The organism is Halomonas sp. I1, assembly GCF_032334135.1.
In the GTDB taxonomy this organism is placed as follows: Bacteria; Pseudomonadota; Gammaproteobacteria; order Pseudomonadales; family Halomonadaceae; genus Halomonas.
In genome coordinates, this window is the sequence record NZ_JAVXUS010000001.1 from 260,133 (window position 1) to 282,919 (window position 22,787).

The 22,787-nt window shown below is 65.6% G+C and carries 20 protein-coding genes; 15 read left to right on the forward strand and 5 right to left on the reverse strand.

Annotation, left to right across the window (positions count from 1 at the left end; genetic code table 11):
• Positions 1-226: 226 nt before the first annotated feature.
• Positions 227-670, forward strand: coding sequence for a c-type cytochrome (locus RSO41_RS01210; RefSeq protein ID WP_315616982.1), 444 nt, complete (start codon positions 227-229; stop codon positions 668-670).
• Positions 671-763: 93 nt separating this feature from the next.
• Here the strand turns inward: RSO41_RS01210 and rep are convergent, their stop codons facing one another.
• The 3 genes from rep to pyrE are packed head-to-tail and all read right to left on the reverse strand — an operon-like array spanning position 764 to position 4,044.
• Positions 764-2,821, reverse strand: coding sequence for a DNA helicase Rep (gene rep, locus RSO41_RS01215; RefSeq protein WP_315616983.1), 2,058 nt, complete (start codon positions 2,819-2,821; stop codon positions 764-766).
• A complete protein-coding gene (trmL, locus tag RSO41_RS01220) occupies positions 2,818-3,306 on the reverse strand; it encodes a tRNA (uridine(34)/cytosine(34)/5-carboxymethylaminomethyluridine(34)-2'-O)-methyltransferase TrmL (protein WP_315616985.1) in 489 nt (162 codons plus the stop codon). The genes rep and trmL overlap by 4 nt, the downstream gene beginning before the upstream one ends.
• A 45-nt stretch (positions 3,307-3,351) precedes the next feature.
• Positions 3,352-4,044: an orotate phosphoribosyltransferase gene (gene pyrE / locus RSO41_RS01225; protein WP_315616987.1), complete on the reverse strand. Its 693-nt coding sequence runs from the start codon at positions 4,042-4,044 to the stop codon at positions 3,352-3,354.
• A gap of 91 nt (positions 4,045-4,135) precedes the next feature.
• On the opposite strand from pyrE, the gene RSO41_RS01230 reads away from it, so the two are divergent.
• Complete coding sequence (locus tag RSO41_RS01230) at positions 4,136-4,903, forward strand: exodeoxyribonuclease III (RefSeq protein ID WP_275287365.1); 768 nt, start codon at positions 4,136-4,138, stop codon at positions 4,901-4,903.
• A 261-nt stretch (positions 4,904-5,164) separates the two neighbouring features.
• Here RSO41_RS01230 and rph read toward each other — a convergent pair whose 3' ends face one another.
• Positions 5,165-5,902 carry a ribonuclease PH gene (gene rph, locus RSO41_RS01235; RefSeq protein WP_315616990.1) on the reverse strand — a complete coding sequence of 246 codons (738 nt, stop codon included), beginning with the start codon at positions 5,900-5,902 and terminating at the stop codon, positions 5,165-5,167.
• A gap of 201 nt (positions 5,903-6,103) precedes the next feature.
• Between rph and RSO41_RS01240 the strand changes: the two genes are divergently transcribed.
• From RSO41_RS01240 to thpR, 11 genes are all read left to right on the forward strand, one after another.
• Entirely contained in the window at positions 6,104-6,967 is an 864-nt protein-coding gene (locus RSO41_RS01240; RefSeq protein ID WP_315617581.1) for a YicC/YloC family endoribonuclease, read from the forward strand.
• Positions 6,968-7,019: 52 nt separating this feature from the next.
• Entirely contained in the window at positions 7,020-8,732 is a 1,713-nt protein-coding gene (locus tag RSO41_RS01245) for a transporter substrate-binding domain-containing protein (RefSeq protein ID WP_315616992.1), read from the forward strand.
• Positions 8,729-10,159: a sigma-54 dependent transcriptional regulator gene (locus tag RSO41_RS01250; protein ID WP_315616994.1), complete on the forward strand. Its 1,431-nt coding sequence runs from the start codon at positions 8,729-8,731 to the stop codon at positions 10,157-10,159. The genes RSO41_RS01245 and RSO41_RS01250 overlap by 4 nt, the downstream gene beginning before the upstream one ends.
• A gap of 334 nt (positions 10,160-10,493) precedes the next feature.
• Positions 10,494-11,960, forward strand: a complete 1,467-nt coding sequence (locus RSO41_RS01255; RefSeq protein WP_315616996.1) for an alanine/glycine:cation symporter family protein — start codon at positions 10,494-10,496, stop codon at positions 11,958-11,960.
• 53 nt (positions 11,961-12,013) lie between these two features.
• Positions 12,014-13,021, forward strand: coding sequence for a glutaminase B (gene glsB, locus RSO41_RS01260; RefSeq protein ID WP_315616998.1), 1,008 nt, complete (start codon positions 12,014-12,016; stop codon positions 13,019-13,021).
• 126 nt (positions 13,022-13,147) lie between these two features.
• Positions 13,148-14,338, forward strand: coding sequence for an MFS transporter (locus RSO41_RS01265; RefSeq protein WP_315617000.1), 1,191 nt, complete (start codon positions 13,148-13,150; stop codon positions 14,336-14,338).
• An 80-nt stretch (positions 14,339-14,418) separates the two neighbouring features.
• Positions 14,419-15,051: a guanylate kinase gene (gene gmk / locus RSO41_RS01270; RefSeq protein WP_315617002.1), complete on the forward strand. Its 633-nt coding sequence runs from the start codon at positions 14,419-14,421 to the stop codon at positions 15,049-15,051.
• 82 nt (positions 15,052-15,133) lie between these two features.
• Positions 15,134-15,400, forward strand: coding sequence for a DNA-directed RNA polymerase subunit omega (gene rpoZ / locus RSO41_RS01275; protein ID WP_315617004.1), 267 nt, complete (start codon positions 15,134-15,136; stop codon positions 15,398-15,400).
• A 66-nt stretch (positions 15,401-15,466) separates the two neighbouring features.
• On the forward strand, positions 15,467-17,602 hold the full coding sequence (locus RSO41_RS01280; RefSeq protein WP_315617006.1) for a bifunctional (p)ppGpp synthetase/guanosine-3',5'-bis(diphosphate) 3'-pyrophosphohydrolase: 2,136 nt from the start codon (positions 15,467-15,469) through the stop codon (positions 17,600-17,602).
• 105 nt (positions 17,603-17,707) lie between these two features.
• Complete coding sequence (locus RSO41_RS01285) at positions 17,708-18,097, forward strand: RidA family protein (protein ID WP_315617008.1); 390 nt, start codon at positions 17,708-17,710, stop codon at positions 18,095-18,097.
• 124 nt (positions 18,098-18,221) lie between these two features.
• The gene (thpR, locus tag RSO41_RS01290) at positions 18,222-18,731 is read left to right on the forward strand and encodes an RNA 2',3'-cyclic phosphodiesterase (RefSeq protein ID WP_315617009.1); all 510 of its coding nucleotides are present in this window, start codon (positions 18,222-18,224) and stop codon (positions 18,729-18,731) included.
• Positions 18,732-18,764: 33 nt separating this feature from the next.
• Here thpR and RSO41_RS01295 read toward each other — a convergent pair whose 3' ends face one another.
• On the reverse strand, positions 18,765-19,643 hold the full coding sequence (locus tag RSO41_RS01295) for an SDR family oxidoreductase (protein WP_315617011.1): 879 nt from the start codon (positions 19,641-19,643) through the stop codon (positions 18,765-18,767).
• 93 nt (positions 19,644-19,736) lie between these two features.
• On the opposite strand from RSO41_RS01295, the gene RSO41_RS01300 reads away from it, so the two are divergent.
• Together RSO41_RS01300 and recG are read left to right on the forward strand one after the other, a co-directional pair.
• Positions 19,737-20,654, forward strand: a complete 918-nt coding sequence (locus RSO41_RS01300; protein WP_315617013.1) for a hydrogen peroxide-inducible genes activator — start codon at positions 19,737-19,739, stop codon at positions 20,652-20,654.
• The gene (recG, locus tag RSO41_RS01305; protein WP_315617582.1) at positions 20,624-22,732 is read left to right on the forward strand and encodes an ATP-dependent DNA helicase RecG; all 2,109 of its coding nucleotides are present in this window, start codon (positions 20,624-20,626) and stop codon (positions 22,730-22,732) included. Before RSO41_RS01300 ends, recG begins: the two co-directional genes overlap by 31 nt.
• The last annotated feature ends 55 nt before the right edge of the window (positions 22,733-22,787 follow it).

Here is a 22,787-nt window from a genome sequence, read left to right on the forward strand (position 1 = left end):
TGTCAGTCGGCGATTGCGCTGAGGCGGGCATTATCCTACCTTGCCGCCTGTCGGCTGTCCACCCGGGCGGACGCGATGCGTCTCGGCGTCGTTGCGTTTTTCCGCTTTTGCCGATGCTGGTTATACTGACCACCATCGCATGGCAGTTCCGAGTCGCTCCGCGCGGCCTGAATGCCGACCGTGACGCCGTCCGGCAATGCCGTCCAATAACAAGAGAGGTGGCACAGTGAATTCCAGCAAGTTGATCGTGGGGTGCCTGGCCACCCTCGGCCTGACGGGCCTGACCTTTGCCCAGGAAGATGCAAGTCACGAAGCCATCGCCAAGCGCCTGGCACCGGTGGGGGAGCTCTGCCTCCAGGGACAGGATTGCGGTACCAGCACAGCATCCGCCGGAGGCGGTGCAGCGGGCTCATCGAACGGGGGCGGAGACGCCGATGGCCAGGCCATCTATGACGCCGTTTGCATGGCCTGCCACAACACGGGCGTGGCCAATGCCCCGAAGATAGGCGATACCGAAGCCTGGTCGACCCGCCTGGAGAAGGGGACCGATACGCTCTATACCCACGTCATCGACGGTTTCAACGCCATGCCGCCCAAGGGGGGCGACCCCAGCCTCTCCGACGCCGAGGTCAAGGCGGCCGTCGACTATCTGCTCGAAGAATCGCAATAGCCGAACACATCGTCACGGGTGTGCCTTGGGCACTTCGCAGTGGGGAGGGCTTGTCCGAGGGCAAGCCCTCGCTGAGCGTTCTGTCCGTCGCCCTCAACCCAACAGCGAGCGAATTCCCGCCAGGGCATCCTGGCCCCGGGCCTGTTTCTTCTCCGGGTCTTCCCGGTCGGCCCGACCTTCCCATTCCAACGCATCCTCGGGCAACTCGTCGAGGAAACGACTGGGCGTGCAGTCCATCAGCTCGCCATACGCCTTGCGCTGTCGGGCCAGCGTCAGCGTCAGGGTGCGCCGCGCTCGGGTGATGCCCACATACGCCAGGCGGCGTTCCTCCTCCACGGTGCCAACCTCGATGGCGTTGCGGTGCGGCAGCAGTTCCTCCTCGAGACCCATCAGGTAGACATGCGGGAACTCGAGCCCCTTGGAGGCGTGCATGGTCAGAAGCTGGACGCGGTCGGAGTCGTCCTCCTCGGCCTGCTGCTCGAGGATATCGCGCAGTACCAGTCGCGAGATCGCCGCTTCCACGCCGTCGGTCTCGGTGGCCGTGCTGGCGGTGTCCTCGTCGGGATCGGCACCCATCGACTTCTCGAGCTGGTCGACCAGGGTCCAGACATTGGCCATGCGCCGCTCGGCGATGGTCGGCGCGCTGGCGTTCTGGTAGAGCCAGGCCTCGTAGTCCATCTCGTGCAGCATTCCGCGAATGGCGGCGATGGCATCGCCACCATCCATGCGACGCCGAACGCCGTCGATGAAGTGCGTGAAACGCCCCAGGCGCTCGACTGCCCGCGCCGGCAACTGCTCGGCCAGCCCCATCTCATGACAGGCGGCGAACAGCGATGTCCCTCGATCAGTGGCGTAGTTGGCCAACTTTTCCAGGGTACCGGGGCCAATCTCCCGACGAGGCACATTGACGATACGCAGGAAGGCGTTGTCGTCGGCCGGGTTGATCAACAGCCTCAGGTAGGCCATGGCGTCCTTGATCTCGTTGCGCGAGAAGAAGGACGTCCCGCCGGAGAGCTTGTAGGGAATCTGGTAGTGCTGCAGCTTGAGCTCCAGCAGCCGCGCCTGGAAGTTGCCGCGATAGAGCACCGCGAAGTCGCGCCATTCGGCACGCTCCTTGATGCGCCGGGTGAGGATCTCGCTGGCCACTCGCTCGGCTTCCGCTTCCTCGTGACGATTGACCACCACACGGATCGACTCGCCCTGCCCCATGTCCGACCACAGGGTCTTCTCGTAGACGTGGGGGTTGTTGCTGATCAGGGTGTTGGCGGCACGCAGGATGGTCCCGGTGGAGCGATAGTTCTGCTCGAGCTTGATGACATTGAGGCGCGGAAAGTCCTCGCCCAGGGTCACCAGATTTTCGGGCCGCGCCCCACGCCAGGCATAGATCGACTGGTCGTCGTCGCCAACCACGGTGAAGGTCTGCCGCTCCCCCATCAGCATGCGCACCAGCTGGTACTGGCTGACGTTGGTGTCCTGGTACTCGTCCACCAGCATGTAGTGGATTTTGCGCCGCCAGCGCGCCAGCGCCTCGGGGTCATCACGCAGCAGGGTCACCGGCAGCAGGATCAGGTCGTCGAAATCGACGGCGTTATAGGCCTTGAGATGGCGAACGTAGGCCTCGTAGACCCGCGCCGCGAACAGCTCGTCTTCATCAGCGGCATGGGACAGCGCCTGCCCGGGCAGCACCAGATCGTTCTTCCAGTTGGAGATCACCGACTGGACCCGATTGATCTGGTCGGCATCGACCTGGGCGTCCTTGTTCATCAGGTCACGCAGCAAGGCCTTGGCGTCTTCGGGGTCGAACAGCGAGAAACCCGGCTTGTAGCCCAGCGCCTTGAGCTCGCCGCGGATGATGTTGAGCCCCAGGGTGTGAAAAGTGGAGACGCGCAGTCCGTGGGCTTCCTTGCCCTTGAGCATCTGCCCCACCCGCTCCTTCATCTCCCGGGCCGCCTTGTTGGTGAAGGTCACCGCCGCGATGCGCCGAGCACTCATGCCACACTCCTGCACCAGATAGGCGATCTTGGTGGTGATCACGCTGGTCTTGCCGGAACCGGCACCGGCCAGCACCAGGCAGGGCCCGTCGATGGCCTTTACGGCCTCGCGCTGGCTGGGGTTGAGCTTGGCGATGCGGCTGGCAATGCTGGTCGTCATGGTGCACTCCCGGTCGAGGGCGCCAGGGCGCCCTCGAAATCGAGCTGTCGCCACGCCTCATAGACCAGGATGGCGCAGGCGTTGGAGAGGTTCAGGCTGCGGCTCTCGGGGAGCATGGGGATGCGCAGCCGCTGTGCCTCGGGGAGGGCATCGAGCATCGCCTGGGGCAGGCCGCGAGTCTCGGGGCCGAACACCAGGGCATCGCCCGGACCATAGGCCGGCTCATGATAGCCGGTGCGACCACGCGTGGAGACAGCGAAGATCCGCCGGGGCGAAACCGTCTCGATGAAGGTATTCCAGTCTTGGTGCACACGGACCCTGGCCCACTCGTGATAATCCAGCCCAGCGCGGCGCAGGCGCTTGTCATCGAGTTCGAAACCCAGCGGCTCGATCAGGTGAAGGCGGAATCCGGTATTGGCGCACAGCCTGATCAGGTTGCCCGTATTGGGCGGAATCTCGGGCTGGAAGAGCACCACATCGAGCATAGTCGGCTACCTGGGTCGAACACCGACGAGGCAAGGCAACCTCGTTCAGCGGGCGGTCACGCCGTAGCGATCACGGTAATCGCGGATGGCCTCGGCATGGCCCCGCAGCGCCTCGCCGGCGTGGACTTCGAGATATTCGAGCACCATGTCCAGATTGACGATACTGACCACCGGCATATCGTAGGCCGCTTCGACCTGCTGGATGGCGCTGCGGGCATCGCCGTCATCCCCGCCGCGCTCCTGGCGATCCAGCGCCACCACGACGCCGGCCGCCTCGGCGCCGGCGTTCTCGATCAGGCCCATCACCTCGCGGATGGCGGTGCCGGCGGTGATGACATCATCGACGATCAGGATGCGGCCGGCGAGTTCGGCGCCGACGATATTGCCGCCCTCGCCATGCGCCTTCGCTTCCTTGCGATTGAACGCATAGGGCAAGTCGCGGTCATGATGATCGGCCAGGGCCACGGCGGTAGTCGCCGCCAATGGGATACCCTTGTAGGCAGGGCCGAACAGGACATCGGTCTCCAGCCCACTGTCGGCGATGGCCTGGGCGTAGAAACGGCCCAGTTGGGCCAGGGCGGCACCGGACTTGAACAGGCCGGCGTTGAAAAAATAGGGGCTGACCCGGCCGGACTTGAGGGTGAACTCGCCGAAGCGCAGCACGCCCTGCTCGATGGCGAACGCGATGAACGCTTGTTGATACGGTTGCAGGGACGATGCGACTCGATGATCCGCCACGGGGCCTCCTATCACGTTCATGGACCGATGCCATTTACCCAAACGTCGAAACGTCGGGTATCATACACGCGCGACGCAAAAGGGACCATGTATGAAAATCGCCACCATCAATGTCAACGGCATTCGCGAGGCGGTCGGTCGAGGCTTTCTCGACTGGCTGGCCAACCAGGACGCCGACGTCGTCTGCGTGCAGAACCTCAAGGCCAAGAGTTTCGAGCTCGACGACAGCATCCTCTTTCCGGAAGGCTACGAGGGCTATTTCCTCGACGCCGAGCAGGACGGTTTCTCCGGTGTCGGCCTTTACTGCCGCAAGATTCCCAAGGCGATCATGTACGGCCTGGGCTTTCCCCAGTGCGACCATGAAGCGCGCTTCCTGCAGGCCGACTACGACCGCTTCAGCATCGCCTCCTTCCTGATGCCCGACGGCAGCGACCCCGCCGCCAAGCAGAACTTCATGGCACAGTATCAGGAGTACCTGACCAAGATGGCTCGCAAACGCCGCGAGTACATCATCTGCGGTACCTGGCACATCGCCCACAAGACCATCGACCTGGAGAACTGGGCGGACAACCAGACCACCCCGGGCTTCAAGCCCGAGGAACGCGCCTGGATGGATCAGGTCTTCGGCCCGACAGGTTTCATCGACACCTTCCGCGAGATCAACCGCGATGCCGGTGAATACACCTGGTGGCCAGCGCTGGACCAGGATCAGCCGCGGGAGCGCCAGGAGGGCTGGCGTATCGATTATCAGATCGTCGGCCCCAACTTCCGCCGCCATGTGGTGGATGCCTGGATCGACTACGACGCCACCTTCTCCGAGTACGCGCCGCTGATCATCGAGTACGACCTGACCCTCTGACGCGCCTCCCTACGTCGCCATCGCGCTTCGGCGCGATGCAATACGCCGGCCATGGGCCGGCGTGTTGCGCCAAGGGAACACTGATTTATTGCTGCGCTCGATATCCTGACCGCCGGCGGTGCCGAAGCGTCGGACCGGCGCAATCCTCATTGAGCAAACTGTCAACTCCAGTTGCTGTGCTCCGGCGGCAGCCAGCCTATCTTCGCTCGCGACATAAATCAGCATTCCCACCAAGTGCGGGGATCACCCCATCTCGAATACTCAGTCGCGGATGCCCAGCGCCTCACGCTGATGGTCGAACAGCTCACCGCCGGCCTTCTCGGCCAGATCGAGCATGGCATTGAGTTCGGCGCGGCTGTAGGTGCCCGATTCGGCAGTGCCCTGCACCTCGATCAACTCGCCGTTCTCCGCCATCACCACGTTCATGTCGGTACCGGCACGGCTGTCCTCCGGATAATCCAGGTCGACCACCGGCGTCCCCTGGTAGATGCCCACCGACACCGAACTGATCAACTGGTGGAAGGGATCGCCCTTGATCAACTTCTCGCGCTGCAGATAGCGAACGGCATCCACCAGCGCCACACAGCCGCCGGTGATGGCCGCGGTGCGGGTGCCGCCGTCGGCCTGGATGACATCGCAGTCCACAGTGATGGTGTACTCACCGAGTTTCTTGAGATTGATCGAGGCGCGCAGCGAGCGGCCGATCAAGCGCTGAATCTCCACCGTGCGTCCGCCCTGCTTGCCGCGGCTGGCCTCGCGACCACCCCGGGTATGCGTGGCCCGCGGCAGCATGCCGTACTCGGCGGTCACCCAGCCCTGCTTCTTGCCACGCAGCCAGCGCGGCACGCCGGCCTCGACACTGGCATTGCACAACACACGCGTATCACCGAACTCCACCAGCACCGAACCCTCGGCATGGCGGGTGTAGTCGCGGGTCAGGCGAATGTCGCGGGTCTGATCGGTCGCGCGTCCACTGGGACGCCGGATGTCCGAGGACATGGCACCTCTCTTGCTGTTGGCTGTAAAGAAAATGGCGGTAAAGGAAACCGGGAATGAATGGGACCGGCGCTATTCTACACGCTCCACCACAAGAATCGTGGCCGCTCCAGCAAAACGCTCGTCCTCGACGACGCACAGGCATTCGCCCCGCGCATCCTTTACACTGCTGGTTCCATCGATCACCACCAGCAGGAGTCCGATATGGTCCACAGCATGACGGCCTTTTCACGGCAGGACCTGGATGCCGACTGGGGGTACCTGCAACTGGAGCTGCGCTCGGTCAACCAGCGCTATCTCGAACCGCATTTCCGACTGCCCGAAACACTGCGCGACCTCGAGCCCGACTTTCGCGAGGCCCTGCGCGGTCGCCTGGCTCGCGGCAAGGTCGAGTGTCATCTGCGCTTCACGCCCGCCGACGCCGACACTCGGCTGAGCGTCAACCGCAAACGCCTCGAGACGCTGGCCAATGCCCTGGGCGACGTGCGCGACAGCGTGCCCCAGGCCGCCATGCCCGACGCCCTGGCGCTGCTCAACCACCCCGGCGTGCTGGACATCCCCGGCCCCGACATGGACCTCGTCAAGGCGGAAGCGCGTACCCTCTTTCGGACCGCCCTGGACGACCTGGAGGCCGGCCGAGCCCGCGAAGGCGACAAGCTCGCTGCCTTGATCGACGCGCGCCTCGACGGCATCCTCGAACAGATCGTCGAAGTCCGCCGCCTGCTGCCCGACATCCTGGCGCGTCAACGCGACCAGCTCCTCGAACGGCTGGAAAGCGCCAGAACCGAGCTCGACCCGCAGCGACTCGAAGCCGAGATGGTCCTCGTGGCCCAGAAGGCCGACGTCGCCGAAGAACTCGACCGCCTGGACACCCATGTCGCCGAGGTCAGGCGCCAACTCAAGCAAAAGGGCCCGATCGGCCGGCGCCTGGACTTCCTGATGCAGGAGCTCAACCGCGAAGCCAATACCCTGTCGTCCAAATCCGTCGTCGCCGACACCACCCGCTGCGCGGTGGAGCTCAAGGTGTTGATCGAACAAATGCGCGAGCAGATCCAGAATATCGAGTAGCCTCGCGATGCCCGTGCTGTCGAACGTTCCCCACCTTGCGACGGGCCTCAGAGTGGCCCTGCTGATCGCGTTCTGCCTCGTCACCTGGCCGGCCGTCAGCCAGACCACGCCGGATGTGGCAGGAGATCCGCGTGGCACCGAGGAGGCGATCGTGGTCGGCGGCGACCACTACCACCCGCCCTATGAATTCCTCGACGAGGAAGGCCGTCCCGCCGGCTATGCCGTCGAGCTGACCCGAGCCATCGCCGAGGTGATGGGCATCGAGGTGCGCATCGAGCTGGGCCCCTGGAGCGAGATGCGCCGCAAGCTGGAAAGCGGCGAGATCGACGTCCTGGAAGGCATGTCCTACTCCGAGGGCCGTGACGCCAGCTTCGACTTCGCCCCGCCCCACGCCATCGTCCACCAGTCGATCTTCGCCCGTCGCGGCACGCCCCCCGTGGAACGCCTGGAGGAACTGCGTGGCCGGGAGGTCATCGTCCAGCGCGGCGACATCATGCAGGATCTGCTGATCGAGCAGGACGTGGGAGCCGAGCTGTTCACCACCGACACCCATGCCGACGCCCTGCGCGCCCTCGCCGCCGGCCAGCACGACTACGCCCTGGTGGCCAATCTTCCGGCGCTGTACCTGAGCCGCGAGCTGGGGCTGACCAACCTGGTGCCGGTCGCCCGTCCCTTCTCGCTGCGCTACGGCTATGCGGTCAAGGAGGGCAACGCCGATGTCCTCGCCCAGTTCAGCGAGGGCCTGGCCATCCTCAAGAACACCGGCCGCCATCAGGCCATCTACGACAAGTGGCTGGGCCCCCTGGTGCAGGGGCAAGGCCTGCCATGGAAGCGCCTGGGCCTGATCGGTGCCATCGCCTCGGCGCTGCTGCTGCTGATCCTGGGCGGCATCGTGGTCTGGAATCGCATGCTCAAGCGCGAGGTGGCGAGCCGCACCGAGGAACTCCAGCGCCAGCAGCAGCAGTTGATTCAGGCCGACAAGATGTCCTCGTTGGGCGTCCTGGTCTCCGGCGTGGCCCACGAGATCAACAACCCCAGCGGCCTGCTGCTGCTGAACCTGCCGGTGCTGCGGGATGCCCACGACGACGTCCGGCCCATTCTCGAGGCCCACTATCGCGAGCACGGCGACTTCCCGTTCGGCGGCCTGCCCTACTCGCGCATGCGCGACGAGGTGCCCTCGATGCTCGATGAGATGCTGGAAGGCACCCAGCGCATCAAGCGTATCGTCGGCGATCTCAAGGACTTCGCCCGCCAGGGCAGCCACGATCTCGGTGAGCGCCTCGACCTCGACGAGGTAACCAGGACCGCGGTACGCCTGGTCGATAACTCGATCCGTCAGGCCACCGACCGCTTCGAGGCGCACTATGCGGGCGACCTGCCCGCCGTGCGGGGCAATGCCCAGCGCATCGAACAGGTGGTGATCAACCTAGTGCTGAACGCCTGCCAGGCTCTCGAGGATCGCGCTCAGGGCATCCACCTGGCGACTCGTTTTCTCCCTGGCAACGGGACCGTGACCCTGGAAGTGCACGACGAGGGGCGAGGCATCGATCCGACGGCACTCTCCCGTCTGACCGACCCCTTCTTCACCACCCGGCGTGAGTCCGGCGGCACCGGCCTGGGGCTGTCGGTCTCCGCCGGCATCGTCCGCGAGCATGACGGCGACCTGGCCTTCGCCTCGCGCCCCGGCGAGGGCACCACCGTCACCCTGACGCTGCCCGTGGCCCCGACCGACGATGATGACTCCTCCCCTCAGGACGAGCGATGAGCATGAACCTCTATCCTGCCTTCGGCCTGCTGCTGGTCGACGACGAGCCTTCCTTCCTGCGCAGCCTGAGCATCGCCCTAGAGCGCAGCGGCGGCATCAATCACCTCCATCGCTGCGAGGACAGCCGCCAGGTGATGGACATCCTGGCGCGGGAGAACATCGGCCTGGTGACCCTGGACCTGACCATGCCCCACCTGTCGGGCGAGGAGCTGCTGCGGCGCATCGTCGAGGAGCACCCCGACGTCGGTGTGATCGTGATCAGCGGCCTCAACCAGGTGGAGACCGCGGTCGATTGCATCAAGCACGGCGCCTTCGACTACTTCGTCAAGACCGACGAGCAGGACCGACTGATCGAGGGCATCAAGCGAGCCATCCGTCTGCAGGAGCTGCGCCAGGAAAACCAGGAGCTGCGGCGTCGCTTCCTCAACGACACCCTGGAACACCCCGAGGCCTTCGCCGACATCGTCACCGACGACAAGGGCATGCGCTCGGTCTTCCAGTACCTCGAGTCGGTGGCACCGAGCGGCCAGCCGCTGCTGATCGGCGGGGAGAGTGGCGTCGGCAAGGAACTGATCGCTCGGGCGGCCCATGAGTTGAGTGGTCGCCGCGGCCCGCTGGTCTGCGTCAACGCGGCGGGGCTCGACGACGGCGTCTTCGCCGATACGCTCTTCGGTCACGAGAAGGGCGCCTTCACCGGGGCCGACCGCCCCCGCGACGGGATGATCGAACAGGCCGCGGACGGCACCCTGTTCCTCGACGAGATCGGCGACCTGAGCCCGGCGTCACAGGTCAAGCTACTGCGCCTGCTGCAGGAGGGGGAGTACTACCCGCTGGGCAGCGACCGGCCCAAACGGGCGCGGGCGCGCATCGTGGTAGCCACTCACCATGACCTCGAAGCGCGCCAGCGGGAAGGCGACTTCCGCAAGGACCTCTTCTACCGGCTGCGCACCCACCAGGTGTGGATCCCGCCGCTGCGCCGTCGCCGCGACGACATTCCGCTGCTGCTGGACCACTTTCTCGCCGAGGCCGCCGACGCGCTCGGCAAGCCCCGGCCGACTTACCCCCCCGAGCTGCCGGTGCTGCTGGCCAACCACGCCTTTCCCGGCAACGTGCGCGAACTGCGCGCCATGGCCTATGACGCCATGAGCGTCCACCGCGCGCGAACGCTGTCCATGGAGGTATTCCGGCGTGCCATCGAGCCGGGGCGCACGCCTCCCGAGCCGTCGCAGGCCTGCGTCGAACGTCACGTCTTCGCCCCCGACGAGTCCCTGCCGACGCTGCACGAGGTCGCCGACCTGCTGGTCCGCGAGGCCATGCACCGGGCCGAGGGCAACCAGTCGATCGCCTCGCGACTACTGGGCATCTCCCAGCCGGCGCTCAGCAAGCGCCTGAAGAAGCTGCGCGAGGTCGGCTCGGAACCCCTATAACCCGGACGCCGCTATAACCCGGGTTATAGCGCCATCTATCCTTTTTATTTCAACAACCTACATGGTAGTCATGACGTCGGGGGGTCGTGAGGTTATACCCCTTCGCGACCGCGTGCCGACCCGCAACTCATGAAGAAAAGCCAATAAAACAACACGTTAACGGAAAACTCACCATCTGGCATGCGCCTTGCTCCATGGAAAGTGGCTCCGCGACGAGAGCCACCACATTCCAAGAGCAAGAGGTTCGACGACCGATGCCAACAACAACGAAGGCGGCCATACCGGCCGCGACCGCCTCCCCCGCCATGACGATCGCCAGCACGGGAGGTGCCGCATGCTCGCTCTGATCAACGACCTACTGTGGGGCAAGGTACTGATCGCCCTGCTGATCGCCGTGGGGGTCGGCTTCACCCTGGCCTCGCGCTGCGTGCAATTCCGCTACTTCGGCCGCATGTTCCGCATCCTCAGCGCCAGCCAGGCCTTCAAGCGCGACCAGCACGGCCACCTGAGCTCCTTCCAGGCGTTGCTGATGTCGGTGGCCGGCCGGGTCGGCGGCGGCAACATCGCCGGCGTGGCCGTGGCCATCACCCTCGGCGGCCCGGGTGCCGTGTTCTGGATGTGGGTGGTCGGCCTGATGGGCATGGCCACCAGCTTCCTCGAGTGCACCCTGGCCCAGGCCTACAAGACCGCCGAGCCCGACGGCACCTATCGCGGCGGCCCGGCCCGCTACATCGCCCGCGGCCTCGGCCGCCGCTGGGCCTGGCTGGCCGGCCTCTACTCGTTGCTGCTGCTGGCCACCTTCGGCTTCGCCTTCACCGCCCTGCAATCCTATGCCGTGGCCACTTCCTTCGACGATGCCTTCGGCATCCCGGCCCACGTCACCGGCCTCGGCCTGGCCCTGCTGGTAGGCCTGATCGTCTTCGGCGGCGTCAAGCGCATCGCGCGGGTCACCGAGGTGCTGGTCCCGGTGATGGCGGGCGGCTATCTGCTGATCGCCCTGGTGGTGCTGGCGCTGAATGTGACGCAACTGCCCGACGTCATCGGCTTGATCGTGAAGAGCGCCTTCGGCCTGGAGCCGGCCATCGGCGGCGGCATCGGCGCGGCCATCATGATGGGCGTCAAGCGCGGCCTGTTCTCCAACGAGGCCGGCCTCGGCAGTGCACCCAACGTCGCCGCCGTCGCCTATGTGCCGCACCCGGTCAACCAGGGCATCGTGCAGGCCTTCTCGGTGTTCATCGACACCATGATCATCTGTTCCGCCACCGCCTTCATCATCCTGCTCGGCGGGGCCTATGACCCGGCCGCCGGCGCCGGGATCGACGGCATCGCCCTGACCCAGGCCTCCCTGGCCGACCATATAGGGGAATGGGGCCGCAGCTTCGTCAGCGTTGCGCTGCTGCTGTTCGGTTTCAGCACCATCCTCTACAACTACTACCTGGGCGAGAACAGCCTCGACTTCTTCAGCCGTGGCAACCGAGCCCTGTTCAACATCTTCCGCCTGGCCATCATCGGCCTGTGCACCTGGGGGGCGATGACCGACCTGGGTACCGTCTTCGCCTTCGCCGACACCACCATGGGGCTACTGGCCCTGGCCAACCTCGTCGCCCTGATAATGCTGTTCAAGCCGGGGCTACGCATCCTGCGCGACTTCGACGGCCAGATCCGGGACGGAGTGAAGCAGCCGATCTTCGACGCCGCCAGGTTCGACGACCTGAATGTGGACCCGACCGCCTGGGAGATCGAGCCCGAGGACCGCGAGCGGGCCCAGCGAGCCGCGGCGGCCGCACCGGCCACCCGATGAACCCACCCGGGCCCGGCTCAACCGGGCCCTCCCCCGCCTGTCGAGGCCTCAGGATGACCACGCCTTCCCGCGCCGCCCGCCCGCAGCCCGGACGCTCGCCGACGCTGCAGGCCTGGGTGGAAGATATCGACCGTCAAGCCCGAACGAAGCTCGGCATGGGACGGGTCGCCGATTACATTCCGGCCCTGGCGAACCAGGCCCCCGAGCGGTTCGGCCTCGCCATTTGCACCAACGACGGGCAGCTGTATACGGCCGGTGACGCCGAGATGCCCTTCTCGATCCAGAGCCTGTCGAAGGTCCTGCTGCTCAGCCTGGCTCTGCGTCGCCATGGGGGCGCCCTCTGGCAACGGGTCGGCCTCAACCCCTCAGGCATGCCATTCAACTCCCTGATGCAACTCGAGACCGAGCATGGCAAGCCCCGCAACCCCTTCATCAATGCCGGTGCCATCGTGGTCGCCGACCACCTGGTTGGCGCCTTCGCCACGCCGCCGAAGCATCTCCAGGACGTCGCCAGGACGCTTTCCGGCAACGCCAGCCTCCTGATCGACCGGCAGGTCCTGGCCTCGGAATGGGAGCATCGCTCTCGCAACGCCGCGGCAGCCTATCTGATGAAGGCCTTCGGCAACCTCGACAATGAGGTCGACGAGGTCCTGAACACCTACTTCGCCTGTTGTGCGCTGCGCATGAGTTGTGCCGACCTTGCCGTCGCCCTGAACTACCTGGCAGCAGACGGACGCGCTCTGACCACGGGCGACCGCTTCGTCCCACCGGCCATGGCGCAGCGCATCAACGCCCTGATGTTCACCTCCGGCATGTACGATGCCGCGGGGGACTTCGCCTATCGCGTGGGACTGCCGGCCAAGAGCGGCGTCGGCGGCGGGATCGTCGCCATCGTGCCCGGCCGCTTCTCGGTCTGCGCCTGGTCGCCGGCGCTGGATGAACGCGGCAACTCGGTGGCCGCCCAGTACGCCCTCGAATTGCTCGCCGACGATCTGGGCCGCTGGTCCGGCACCCTCCCCGCCGGATGGCCTCCGGGGCGCCAGGCGGCCCCCGCCATGTAGTTTTATTACTGTTATAAAGACAAAAATCCGCATACCCGGCGCCAAAATTTAGACTTTGGTCGCAAATAGAGCGTAAAATTCCTGGCTTCACTCGTACTAGATCGGGCGCTGCCCAGGAGAATCGCCATGTCGACCGACACCAAGGCGCACAACCCCCGCCTGGCCGAGCTGGCGCTGGCCCTGGGCGGTTTCGGTATAGGCACCAGCGAGTTCGTGATCATGGGCTTGCTCGAGCGGGTCGCCGTCGATCTGCAGGTCGCCACCGCCGAGGTGGGCTATGCCATCTCCAGCTACGCCCTGGGTGTGGTGGTCGGCGCCCCGCTGATTTCGGCGCTGGCGGCTCGCGTGCCGCGGCGCCTGCTGCTGATCGCCCTGATGCTGGTATTCGCCGTCGGCAACATCGCCAGTGCCCTGGCCACGTCCTTCTGGCCCTTCGTCGGCCTGCGTTTCCTGGCCGGCCTGCCGCATGGCGCCTATTTCGGCGTTGCCGCGCTGGTGGCGGCCGCCGCCGTCCCCGTCGAACAGCGCGCTCGAGCGGTCAGTCGTGTCATGCTGGGCCTGACCACGGCCATCGTGATCGGCGCCCCCCTGGCGACCTGGACCGGTCAGTGGCTCGGCTGGCACAGCGCCTTCCTGGGGGTAGGCATCATCGCTCTGGCCACCGCCGTGATGATTCGCCTCTGGGTGCCGAGCCAGCCACACGACCCCAACGCCAGCCCCAGGCGCGAGCTCTCGGCGCTGGTCAAGCAACGCGTGCTGTTCACCCTGGGCGTGGCCAGCATCGGCTTCGGCGGCATGTTCTCGGTATTCAGCTATGTGGTGCCCACCCTGTCGAATCAGGCCGGCATGTCCGAAACGGTGGGCCCCTGGGTGCTGACGGTCTTCGGCGTCGGGACCATCATCGGCAACCTGGTCGGGGCCCGCGCAGCCGACAAGAACCTGATCAAGGCGATTCCCTGCATTCTGGTCTGGTGCCTGCTGGTGCAGGGCGGCTTCTTCTTCGCCGCCAACCATCTTGTCACCGGGCTGATCTTCGTCGGCCTGGTGGGCACCAGCATGGCGCTGGGGCCGGCGCTGCAGACCCGCCTGATGGATGTCGCCGGCGATGCCCAGACCATGGCCGCCTCGATGAATCATGCGGCCTTCAACTGCGCCAACGCCCTGGGCGCCTGGCTGGCGGCGGTGGTCATCAAGGCCGGCGCCACCTGGTCGTCCTCCGGCCTGGTAGGCGCCGGTCTCGCCTGCGGCGGCCTGGTGGTCTTTGCCATCGGGCTCTGGCAGGAGCGCCGCCGATACGGCACACCGAACGCGGCCTGACCACGGGGTAGGGCGACAGGGGTGAATGTGCGATACTGCGCCCCTTTCCACGAGCCGCCCATTGCTTAGGATCTCCGCCCATGCCCCAAGGTACGCTGTTCATCGTTTCCGCTCCCTCCGGCGCCGGCAAGACCAGCCTGGTGCGTGAGCTGATCGAGAGCCTCGACGGCCTCAAGGTATCGGTCTCACACACGACGCGTCCGCGCCGCGAGGGCGAGGTCGATGGCGTGAACTATCACTTTGTCGACCATGCGACTTTCGAGTCGATGATCGAGCGTGGCGAATTCTTCGAGTACGCTCGGGTCTTCGACAACCTGTACGGCACCTCCCGCGCCGCCGTGGCGCACTTGCTGGACGCCGGGCAGGATGTGATCCTCGAGATCGACTGGCAGGGCGCTCGTCAGGTACGGGCCCTTTTCCCCGATGCCGTCTCGGTGTTCATCCTGCCGCCCTCTCGGGAGGAGCTGGAGCGCCGCCTGGCCGGCCGCGGCACCGACCAGCACGCCGTGATCGCCTCGCGCATGCACGAGGCGATCAGCGAGATGTCGCATCATCATGAATACGATTACCTGGTGATCAACGACGACTTCACCACCGCCCTGCGCGAACTGCAGTCGCTGGTGACCGCCCACCGCCTGAGCCAGGCGCGGGCCGGCGAGCGTCTGGCGCCTCTGCTGGATGCGCTCTTGTCAGAGAAGCCGGGGGTCGAGTAATCTATCCCGTCTATCCACTGGAATCCCCGGGGCGCCAAGACGCCGGCCGGGGCTTTTCCCGTCAGCTCTCAGGAAGGCATCCATGGCGCGAGTCACTGTCGAAGATTGTCTGGAAAACGTCGAAAACCGCTTCAAGCTGGTCATGATTTCCACCCAGCGGGCGCGTCAGCTGTCCCGCGGCTCCCGCGACGCCCTGCTGCCGTGGGAAAACGACAAGCCCACCGTGATGGCGTTGCGCGAGATTGCCGACGGCCTGGTGGACGCCAGCGTGCTGGACGAGCCCCTGGAGGCCACGACACCGCCGGTTCGGCCCGACAATACCGAGCAGGGCGCCCCCATCGAGGAGTAATCCCGGTACCCCGGTTTTCCGACGACGTCTCCTCGGGGCCATCACGAAGCATTCAGGGCGCGCCGCATGTTCACCATCGATGACCTGGCCGACCGTCTCGGCGGCTATCTACCCCAGGACGAGATCCAGCAGGTCAAGCGTGCCTTCTATTATGCCGAGCAGGCACACGATGGTCAGCGCCGCCGCTCCGGCGAGCCCTATGTGACCCACCCCCTGGCAGTCGCCAATATCCTCGCCAACATGCACATGGACCACCAGAGCCTGATGGCGGCCATGCTGCACGACGTGATCGAAGACACCGGGGTCGACAAGGAAGCCCTGGGCGAGCAATTCGGCAAGCCGGTGGCCGAACTCGTCGATGGCGTTTCCAAGCTGACCCAGATCACCTTCGAGGACAAGGCGGTCGCCCAGGCCGAGAATTTCCAGAAGATGGTCCTGGCGATGTCCCGCGATATCCGGGTGATCATCGTCAAGCTCGCCGACCGATTGCACAACATGCGCACCCTCGGTGCGCTGCGTCCCGAGAAGAAGCGTCGCATCGCCCGCGAGACGCTGGAGATCTACGCCCGCGTCGCCAGCCGGCTGGGCATCAACACCATCCGCGTGGAGCTCGAGGATCTCTCCTTCCAGGCCCTGCACCCGATGCGTTCCGAGCGCATCAAGCGTGCCGTGGCGAGCGCCCGGGGCCAGCGCCGCGCCTCGATTCGCCAGATACAGAACAGCCTGCAGAAGAGTCTCGACGACGAGGGCCTGAAGGGCTCGGTGATCGGCCGTCAGAAGCACCTGCTGTCGATCTACCGCAAGATGCGCGACCAGCGGAAATCGTTCGCCGAGATCATGGATGTCTTCGGCTTTCGCATCATCACTCAGGATGTGGATACCTGCTATCGCATCCTCGGTGTGGTGCACAATCTCTACAAGCCGGTACCGGGGCGCTTCAAGGATTATATCGCCATCCCCAAGGCCAATGGTTACCAGAGCCTGCATACCACCCTGTTCGGGGCCGGTGGCATGCCCATCGAGGTGCAGATCCGCACCCGCGAGATGGAGGCCATGGCCAACAACGGCATCGCCGCCCACTGGCTGTACAAGGCCGGCCAGACCGAGCATCCCATTGCCGAGGGCAGCCACGCCCGAGCCAGGGCCTGGGTCAAGGGGCTGCTCGAGATGCAGCGTCATGCCGGGGACTCGCTGGAATTCATCGAGCACGTCAAGAACGACCTTTTCCCCGACGATATCTACGTGTTCACCCCCAAGGGCGACATCATGGAGCTGCCCCAGGGTGCCACGGTGATCGATTTTGCCTATAGCGTGCATACCGACATCGGCAATAGTTGCATCGCCTGCCGCATCGATCGCCACCTGGCGCCGCTCTCGACGCGCCTGGAAAGCGGCCAGACACTGGAGATCATTACTGCCCCCGGTGCACGCCCCAACCTGGCGTGGCTCAATGTGGTGGTCACCGCCAAGGCGCGCTCGGCGATTCGCCATGCGCTCAAGCACCAGCAGCACACCGAGGCCGTCCAGCTCGGTCGACGCCTGCTCAACAAGGCACTGGCCACCTTCGAGACCAGCCTCGAGGAGCTGCCTTCCGGGCCCCTGGAGGCTCTGTTGGCAGAGAATGATCTGACGAACGAGGAGGGGCTGCTGACTTCCATCGGGCTCGGCACTCGGGTCGCGCATGTGGTGGCACGTCGCCTCGTCGACCTGCAGCACGGTGACCATGCATCGACACCCGAGGTCGAGAGCCAGGCCCATGGGCCCATCATGATCAGCGGTGCCGAAGGCATGGTCATCAAGTTCGCTCGCTGCTGCCATCCGCTGCCCGGTGATCCAGTGATCGGCCACCTCTCGGCAGGCAAGGGCATCGTCGTCCACCGGGTGGAGTGTCGCAATCTCGCCGAACTCCGCAGCGACCCGGACAAGCTCTTCCCATTGAACTGGTCCGATCAGACCGATGAGGATTTCCCGGTCCCATTGCGCCTCGAAGTGGAGAGCCGACGCGGCCTGGTGGCAGAGCTGGCCAGCCTGATCACCGACGCGGATGCCAATATCGAGCGTATCGACATCGAAGAGCGCGATGCCCGACTGTCGATCGTCAGCCTGACCCTGGCCGTGCGCAACCGTGTACATCTGGCCCGTATCATCAAGCGACTGCGCAACCTCTCGCACGTCGGCAAGATCACCCGACTCAGCAATTGATTCGTTTCGCCCACGCCCGTCGCGGCCGCGGCGGGCGTGGTAGTCCTTTTTATTGGTTCATCGCACTTTGCCGCGTTTCATCACAGCCACCACACGGAGAACACCATGAGCAACAAGGCTGTCATCAATACCGACCTGGCGCCCGCCGCCATCGGCCCCTACTCCCAGGCCATCAAGGCCGGCAACACCGTCTATCTGTCCGGGCAGATTCCCCTGGACCCGGCGACCATGGAGATCGTCTCCGACGACTTCGAGACTCAGGCGCGCCAGGTCTTCGCCAACCTCAAGGCTGTCTGCGAGGAAGCCGCCGGCGGCCTCAAGGATGTCGTCAAGCTCAACCTCTACCTGGTGGACCTGGACAACTTCGCCATCGTCAACCAGATCATGGAAGAAGTCTTCGACACGCCCTATCCGGCGCGTGCCGCCGTCGGCGTCAAGGCACTGCCCAAGGGCAGCCAGGTCGAGGCGGAGGCGGTGTTGGTCATTGGTGACTGAGCGATGCTCGACCGGGCGGCGGCAAGCATTCGCGAGGGCGCTGTGAACCCTTCCTTGGGCGCTACCTTTGCCATCCATGGGCAAAGGACCCTCGCTCACGCTTGTCGCCTCGCTCACTAACACCATGCGACTCTTTCTCGCCCTGGTCCCGCCGCCGGAACTTCGGCGGCGTTTCGGTGAACTCGCCGACGCCGCCCATGAGCATTGCGGTGGGCGGCGTGTTGCCGATGACAATCTGCACCTCACCCTGGCCTTTCTCGGCGAGCAGCCCAAGCATCGGGCCGAGGAGCTCGCCGACTGGCTGAGCGGCATGCACATTGCCCCGGGGCAATGGCGGCTCGATCGCTGGGGGCACTTCACCGGCCCGGGCATCGTCTGGATCGGCGGCACATCGGAAACCGGTTTGATACGCCTTCGGCAATCGCTGCGGGAGGATCTGGAGGGTCTCGGCATCGACGTCCGTCCCAGGCGCTTCACGCCGCACATCACCCTGCTGAGACGAGTCGAACAGCCGCCCGCAACGTCATTGCCAGAGGTCGCACTGGACTGGTCGTATTCACGAGCGGCCCTGGTGCTCTCGGAACCCACCCACCGCGGAAGTCGCTATACTCCCCTCGCCTGGTCCCGGGCATAAGCCCGGACATGGGCCCCGACGAGAGGTCGGATATCAGCCCATGGCCGGATCAGGCAAGTGCCCCCCTGCCCGCAGCACCTGAGCATAGCCTTCCCGATAGCTGGGGTAGCGGAAACGGTAGCCGCTCTCCAGCAGGCGGGTATTGTCACAACGCTTGCTGGCACGCCGCCGCAGGGGCGACTGGATGGTCTCGCTGGATTCGACCTTGAGTTGCCTGGCCAGCCAGGTCATCACCTCATGGATGGGCGCCGGCTCGCAATCGCTGGCGAGATACAGCTCGTGCAGCGTCTCGCCGGCCAGGGCGCGATCGATGAGATGGGCCAGTACGCCGCCGCAGTCATCGCGGTGAATGCGATTGGAATACATGGTCGGTGTGGCGGCGGCGATGCGCCCCTCCCCGACCTGCCGGATCAGACGGTCGCGCCCCGGTCCATAGATGCCCGAGAAGCGCACCACGCTGCCGGGCAGCCGGTGCTCTATCAGGGCCTGTTCGGCCTCGCGCATCAGTATGCCGGAAAATCCCTTGGGCTCGGTCGGACTCCCCTCGTCGACGACCTCGCCATCCTGCTGGGCATAAACACTGGTGGAGGAGACGAAGAAGATGTGGCGAGGAGCCCGTCGGCGCTCGGCGAACTCGGCGAGTACCGTCTTCAGGCCATTCGGGTAAGCGGCACGATAAGCCTCTTCCTCGAAGCGATCGGCGCTGACCACATAGACCAGTATGTCGGCATCCGGCAGCGCGGCTAGTGCCTCGGCATCACCGAGGTCCGCCGAGACGCCCTCGATGCCGGTATCGGCCAGCTCCCGGGCGTCCCGACGCACGCCGACGACCCGATGACCGACCCCATGAAGCTCTTTCCCCAGGGTCGTTCCGATATCACCGCAACCAAGAATAAGCGTTGTCTTCTTCACCTTTGCTTCGCCCCCTGATAAAAAGTCCCTATCATATGAGCCTACCCTGACGGCGGGGCCCACTACGTATATGAGAGGATGCCCGGCACCACGATGACTCTAACAGAACTCCGTTATATCGTAACCTTGGCCCAGGAGCGCCACTTCGGACGCGCCGCCGAGCATTGCTTCGTTTCCCAGCCGACCCTGTCGGTCGCGGTGAAGAAGCTCGAGGAAGAGCTCGGCGTGGCCCTTTTCGAGCGCTCGAAATCCACCGTCCAGGTGACGCCGCTGGGCGAGCGCATCGTCGAACAGGCCCAGCGCGTGCTCGAGCAGAGCAGCGTGATCAAGGAACTGGCCACCGCCGGCCGTGATCAGCTGGCCAGTCCGCTGCGCATCGGCGCCATCTATACCATCGGGCCCTATCTGTTCCCGCACCTGGTGCCGGAATTGAGCCAGCAAGCGCCGCAGATGCCGCTCTACATCGAAGAGGGCTTCACGGGCGACCTGCGTCGCAAGCTGCGCAGCGGCGAGCTGGATGCCATTATCGTGGCGCTGCCCTTCACCGAGACCGATGTGGTGACCAAGCCGCTCTACGAGGAAGCCTTCGAGGTGCTGATGCCCGCCGATCATGCCTGGGCAGACCGCGACAGCATCGCCAAGGAAGACCTGCTCCAGGAGCGCCTGCTGCTGCTCGGCGAAGGCCACTGTTTCCGCGATCAGATCCTCGAAGCCTGCCCGGCCATCAGCCACAAGCTCAACAGCCCCAACAACACCCTCACCGCCGAGGGCGGCTCGCTGGAGACCATTCGCCATATGGTCGCCTCGCGGCTCGGCATCACGGTGCTGCCCCGCTCGGCCATTGGCAGCCACTATGAGCGGGGACTGCTGACCAGCCGACCCTTCGAGCCACCGGCCCCCGGACGCACCGTGGCCATCGCCTGGCGCGCCAGCTTTCCACGGCCCCAGGCCATCGACGCAGTGACCAACGCCATCGCGCACTGTCGAGAGCAGGAACCGGCACTGCCATGAGCGAGCTCGACGCCCCCGTCACGCACCTCAAGGGCGTCGGCGAGGCGCTGGCACTGAAACTGGCCCGCTTGCGGATCGATACCGTGGCCGACCTGCTGTTTCACTTGCCGCTGCGCTATCAGGATCGTACCCGGGTGACGCCCATCGCCACCCTGCGCGGCGGCAGCGAGGCGGTGGTGGAAGGCGACGTGGCGGCCGCAGAGGTGGTTCGTGGCCGTCGTCGCAGCCTGCTGGTCCGCCTGCGCGATGGTTCCGGCATCCTCAGCCTGCGCTTCTTCCACTTTTCTCCGGCCCAGCAGCAGCAGTTCCGCGCCGGCACCCGGGTGCGCGCCTTCGGCGAGGCGCGCGCCGGCGCCACGGGGCTCGAGATCTATCATCCCGAGTATCGACTGCTCAACGATACCACCGCCCCGGTGGAGGATCACCTGACGCCCATCTACCCCACCACCGAGGGACTCCACCAGACCCGCCTGCGCGCTCTGATCGGCCAGGCACTGTCTCGCCTCGAGGCAGCGCCCGACGAACTGCCAGAATGGCTGCCGGATACCCTGCGCCAGCGCTTCGATCTGCCCGCATTGCACGAATGCCTCTGGACGCTACATCGTCCACCGCCGGACACCGATCCCCAGGCATTGGCCGAGGGCCAGCACCCTGCCTCCCGACGCCTGGCCCTGGAAGAGCTGCTTGCCCATCAGTTGAGTCTGCGCGAGGTGCGCCTGCGCATCCAGCGTGACGGCGCGCCACCATTGCCCGATGGGCGCGGGCTCCAGGCACGCTTCCTCACCCAGTTGCCCTTCTCGTTGACCGGCGCGCAGCGCCGCGTCCTCGACGAGGTCCGGGCCGACCTGGCCGGCGAAATGCCCATGCTGCGCCTGGTGCAGGGCGACGTCGGATCAGGCAAGACGGTGGTGGCCGCCATGGCAGCGCTTTCGGCCATCGCCGGCGGCTGCCAGGCGGCCATCATGGCGCCGACCGAGCTCCTGGCCGAACAGCATTACCGTGCCTTCCGGGCCTGGTTCGAGCCCCTCGGCATCGAGGTGGCCTGGCTGTCCGGCAAGCTCAAGGGCAAGGCGAGACTCGACACCAAGGCGGCGATTCACGACGGCCGGGCACGAATGGTGGTCGGTACCCATGCACTCTTCCAGGGCGATGTGCACTTCCAGCGCCTGGGACTGGCGATCATCGACGAGCAGCACCGCTTCGGGGTCCACCAGCGCCTGGCGCTGCGCGAAAAGGGCGAGGCCGGCGGACTCACGCCGCACCAGCTAGTGATGACCGCCACCCCCATCCCGCGCACCCTGGCGATGAGCGCCTACGCCGACCTGGATGTCTCGGTGATCGACGAACTGCCTCCCGGACGAACTCCGGTCAAGACCGCCGTAGTGCCGGACGAACGCCGCCCGGACGTGGTCGAGCGAATTCGCCACGCCTGCGCCGAGGGGCGCCAGGCCTACTGGGTCTGCACCCTGATCGAGGAATCCGAGGCCTTGCAGTGCCAGGCCGCCGAGGCCACCCGGGACGAACTGGTGGAGGCGCTACCGGGCCTGAACATCGGCCTGGTTCATGGCCGCATGAAGGCCGGCGAAAAGGCCGAGGTCATGGAAGCCTTCAAGGAAGGCGAACTGGACCTGCTGGTGGCCACCACGGTGATCGAAGTCGGTGTCGACGTGCCCAATGCCAGCCTGATGATCATCGAGAACCCCGAGCGACTGGGCCTGTCACAGCTTCACCAGTTGCGCGGCCGAGTCGGCCGCGGTTCCACCGAGAGCTACTGTCTGCTGCTCTATCATCCGCCGCTCTCCGACACCTCGCGACAACGCCTGACGGTGATGCGCGAGACCACCGACGGCTTCCGCATCGCCGAGCGGGACCTGGAGATTCGCGGGCCCGGCGAAGTGCTCGGCACCCGGCAGACCGGCCTGGCACAGATGAAGATCGCCGACCTGGAACACGATGCCGACCTGCTGCCGCACGTCTCGCCCCTGGCAGAAGCCCTGCTGGCCACCCACCCGGAAGCCAGCCAGCCACTGATCCGACGCTGGCTCGGCGAAACCGCCGACCGCTACGGGCAGGTCTAGAAGCGGGAAGAACGCCGGGAACTCCGTCCCGGACTGGAAGGCTCGAAGCTCGAAA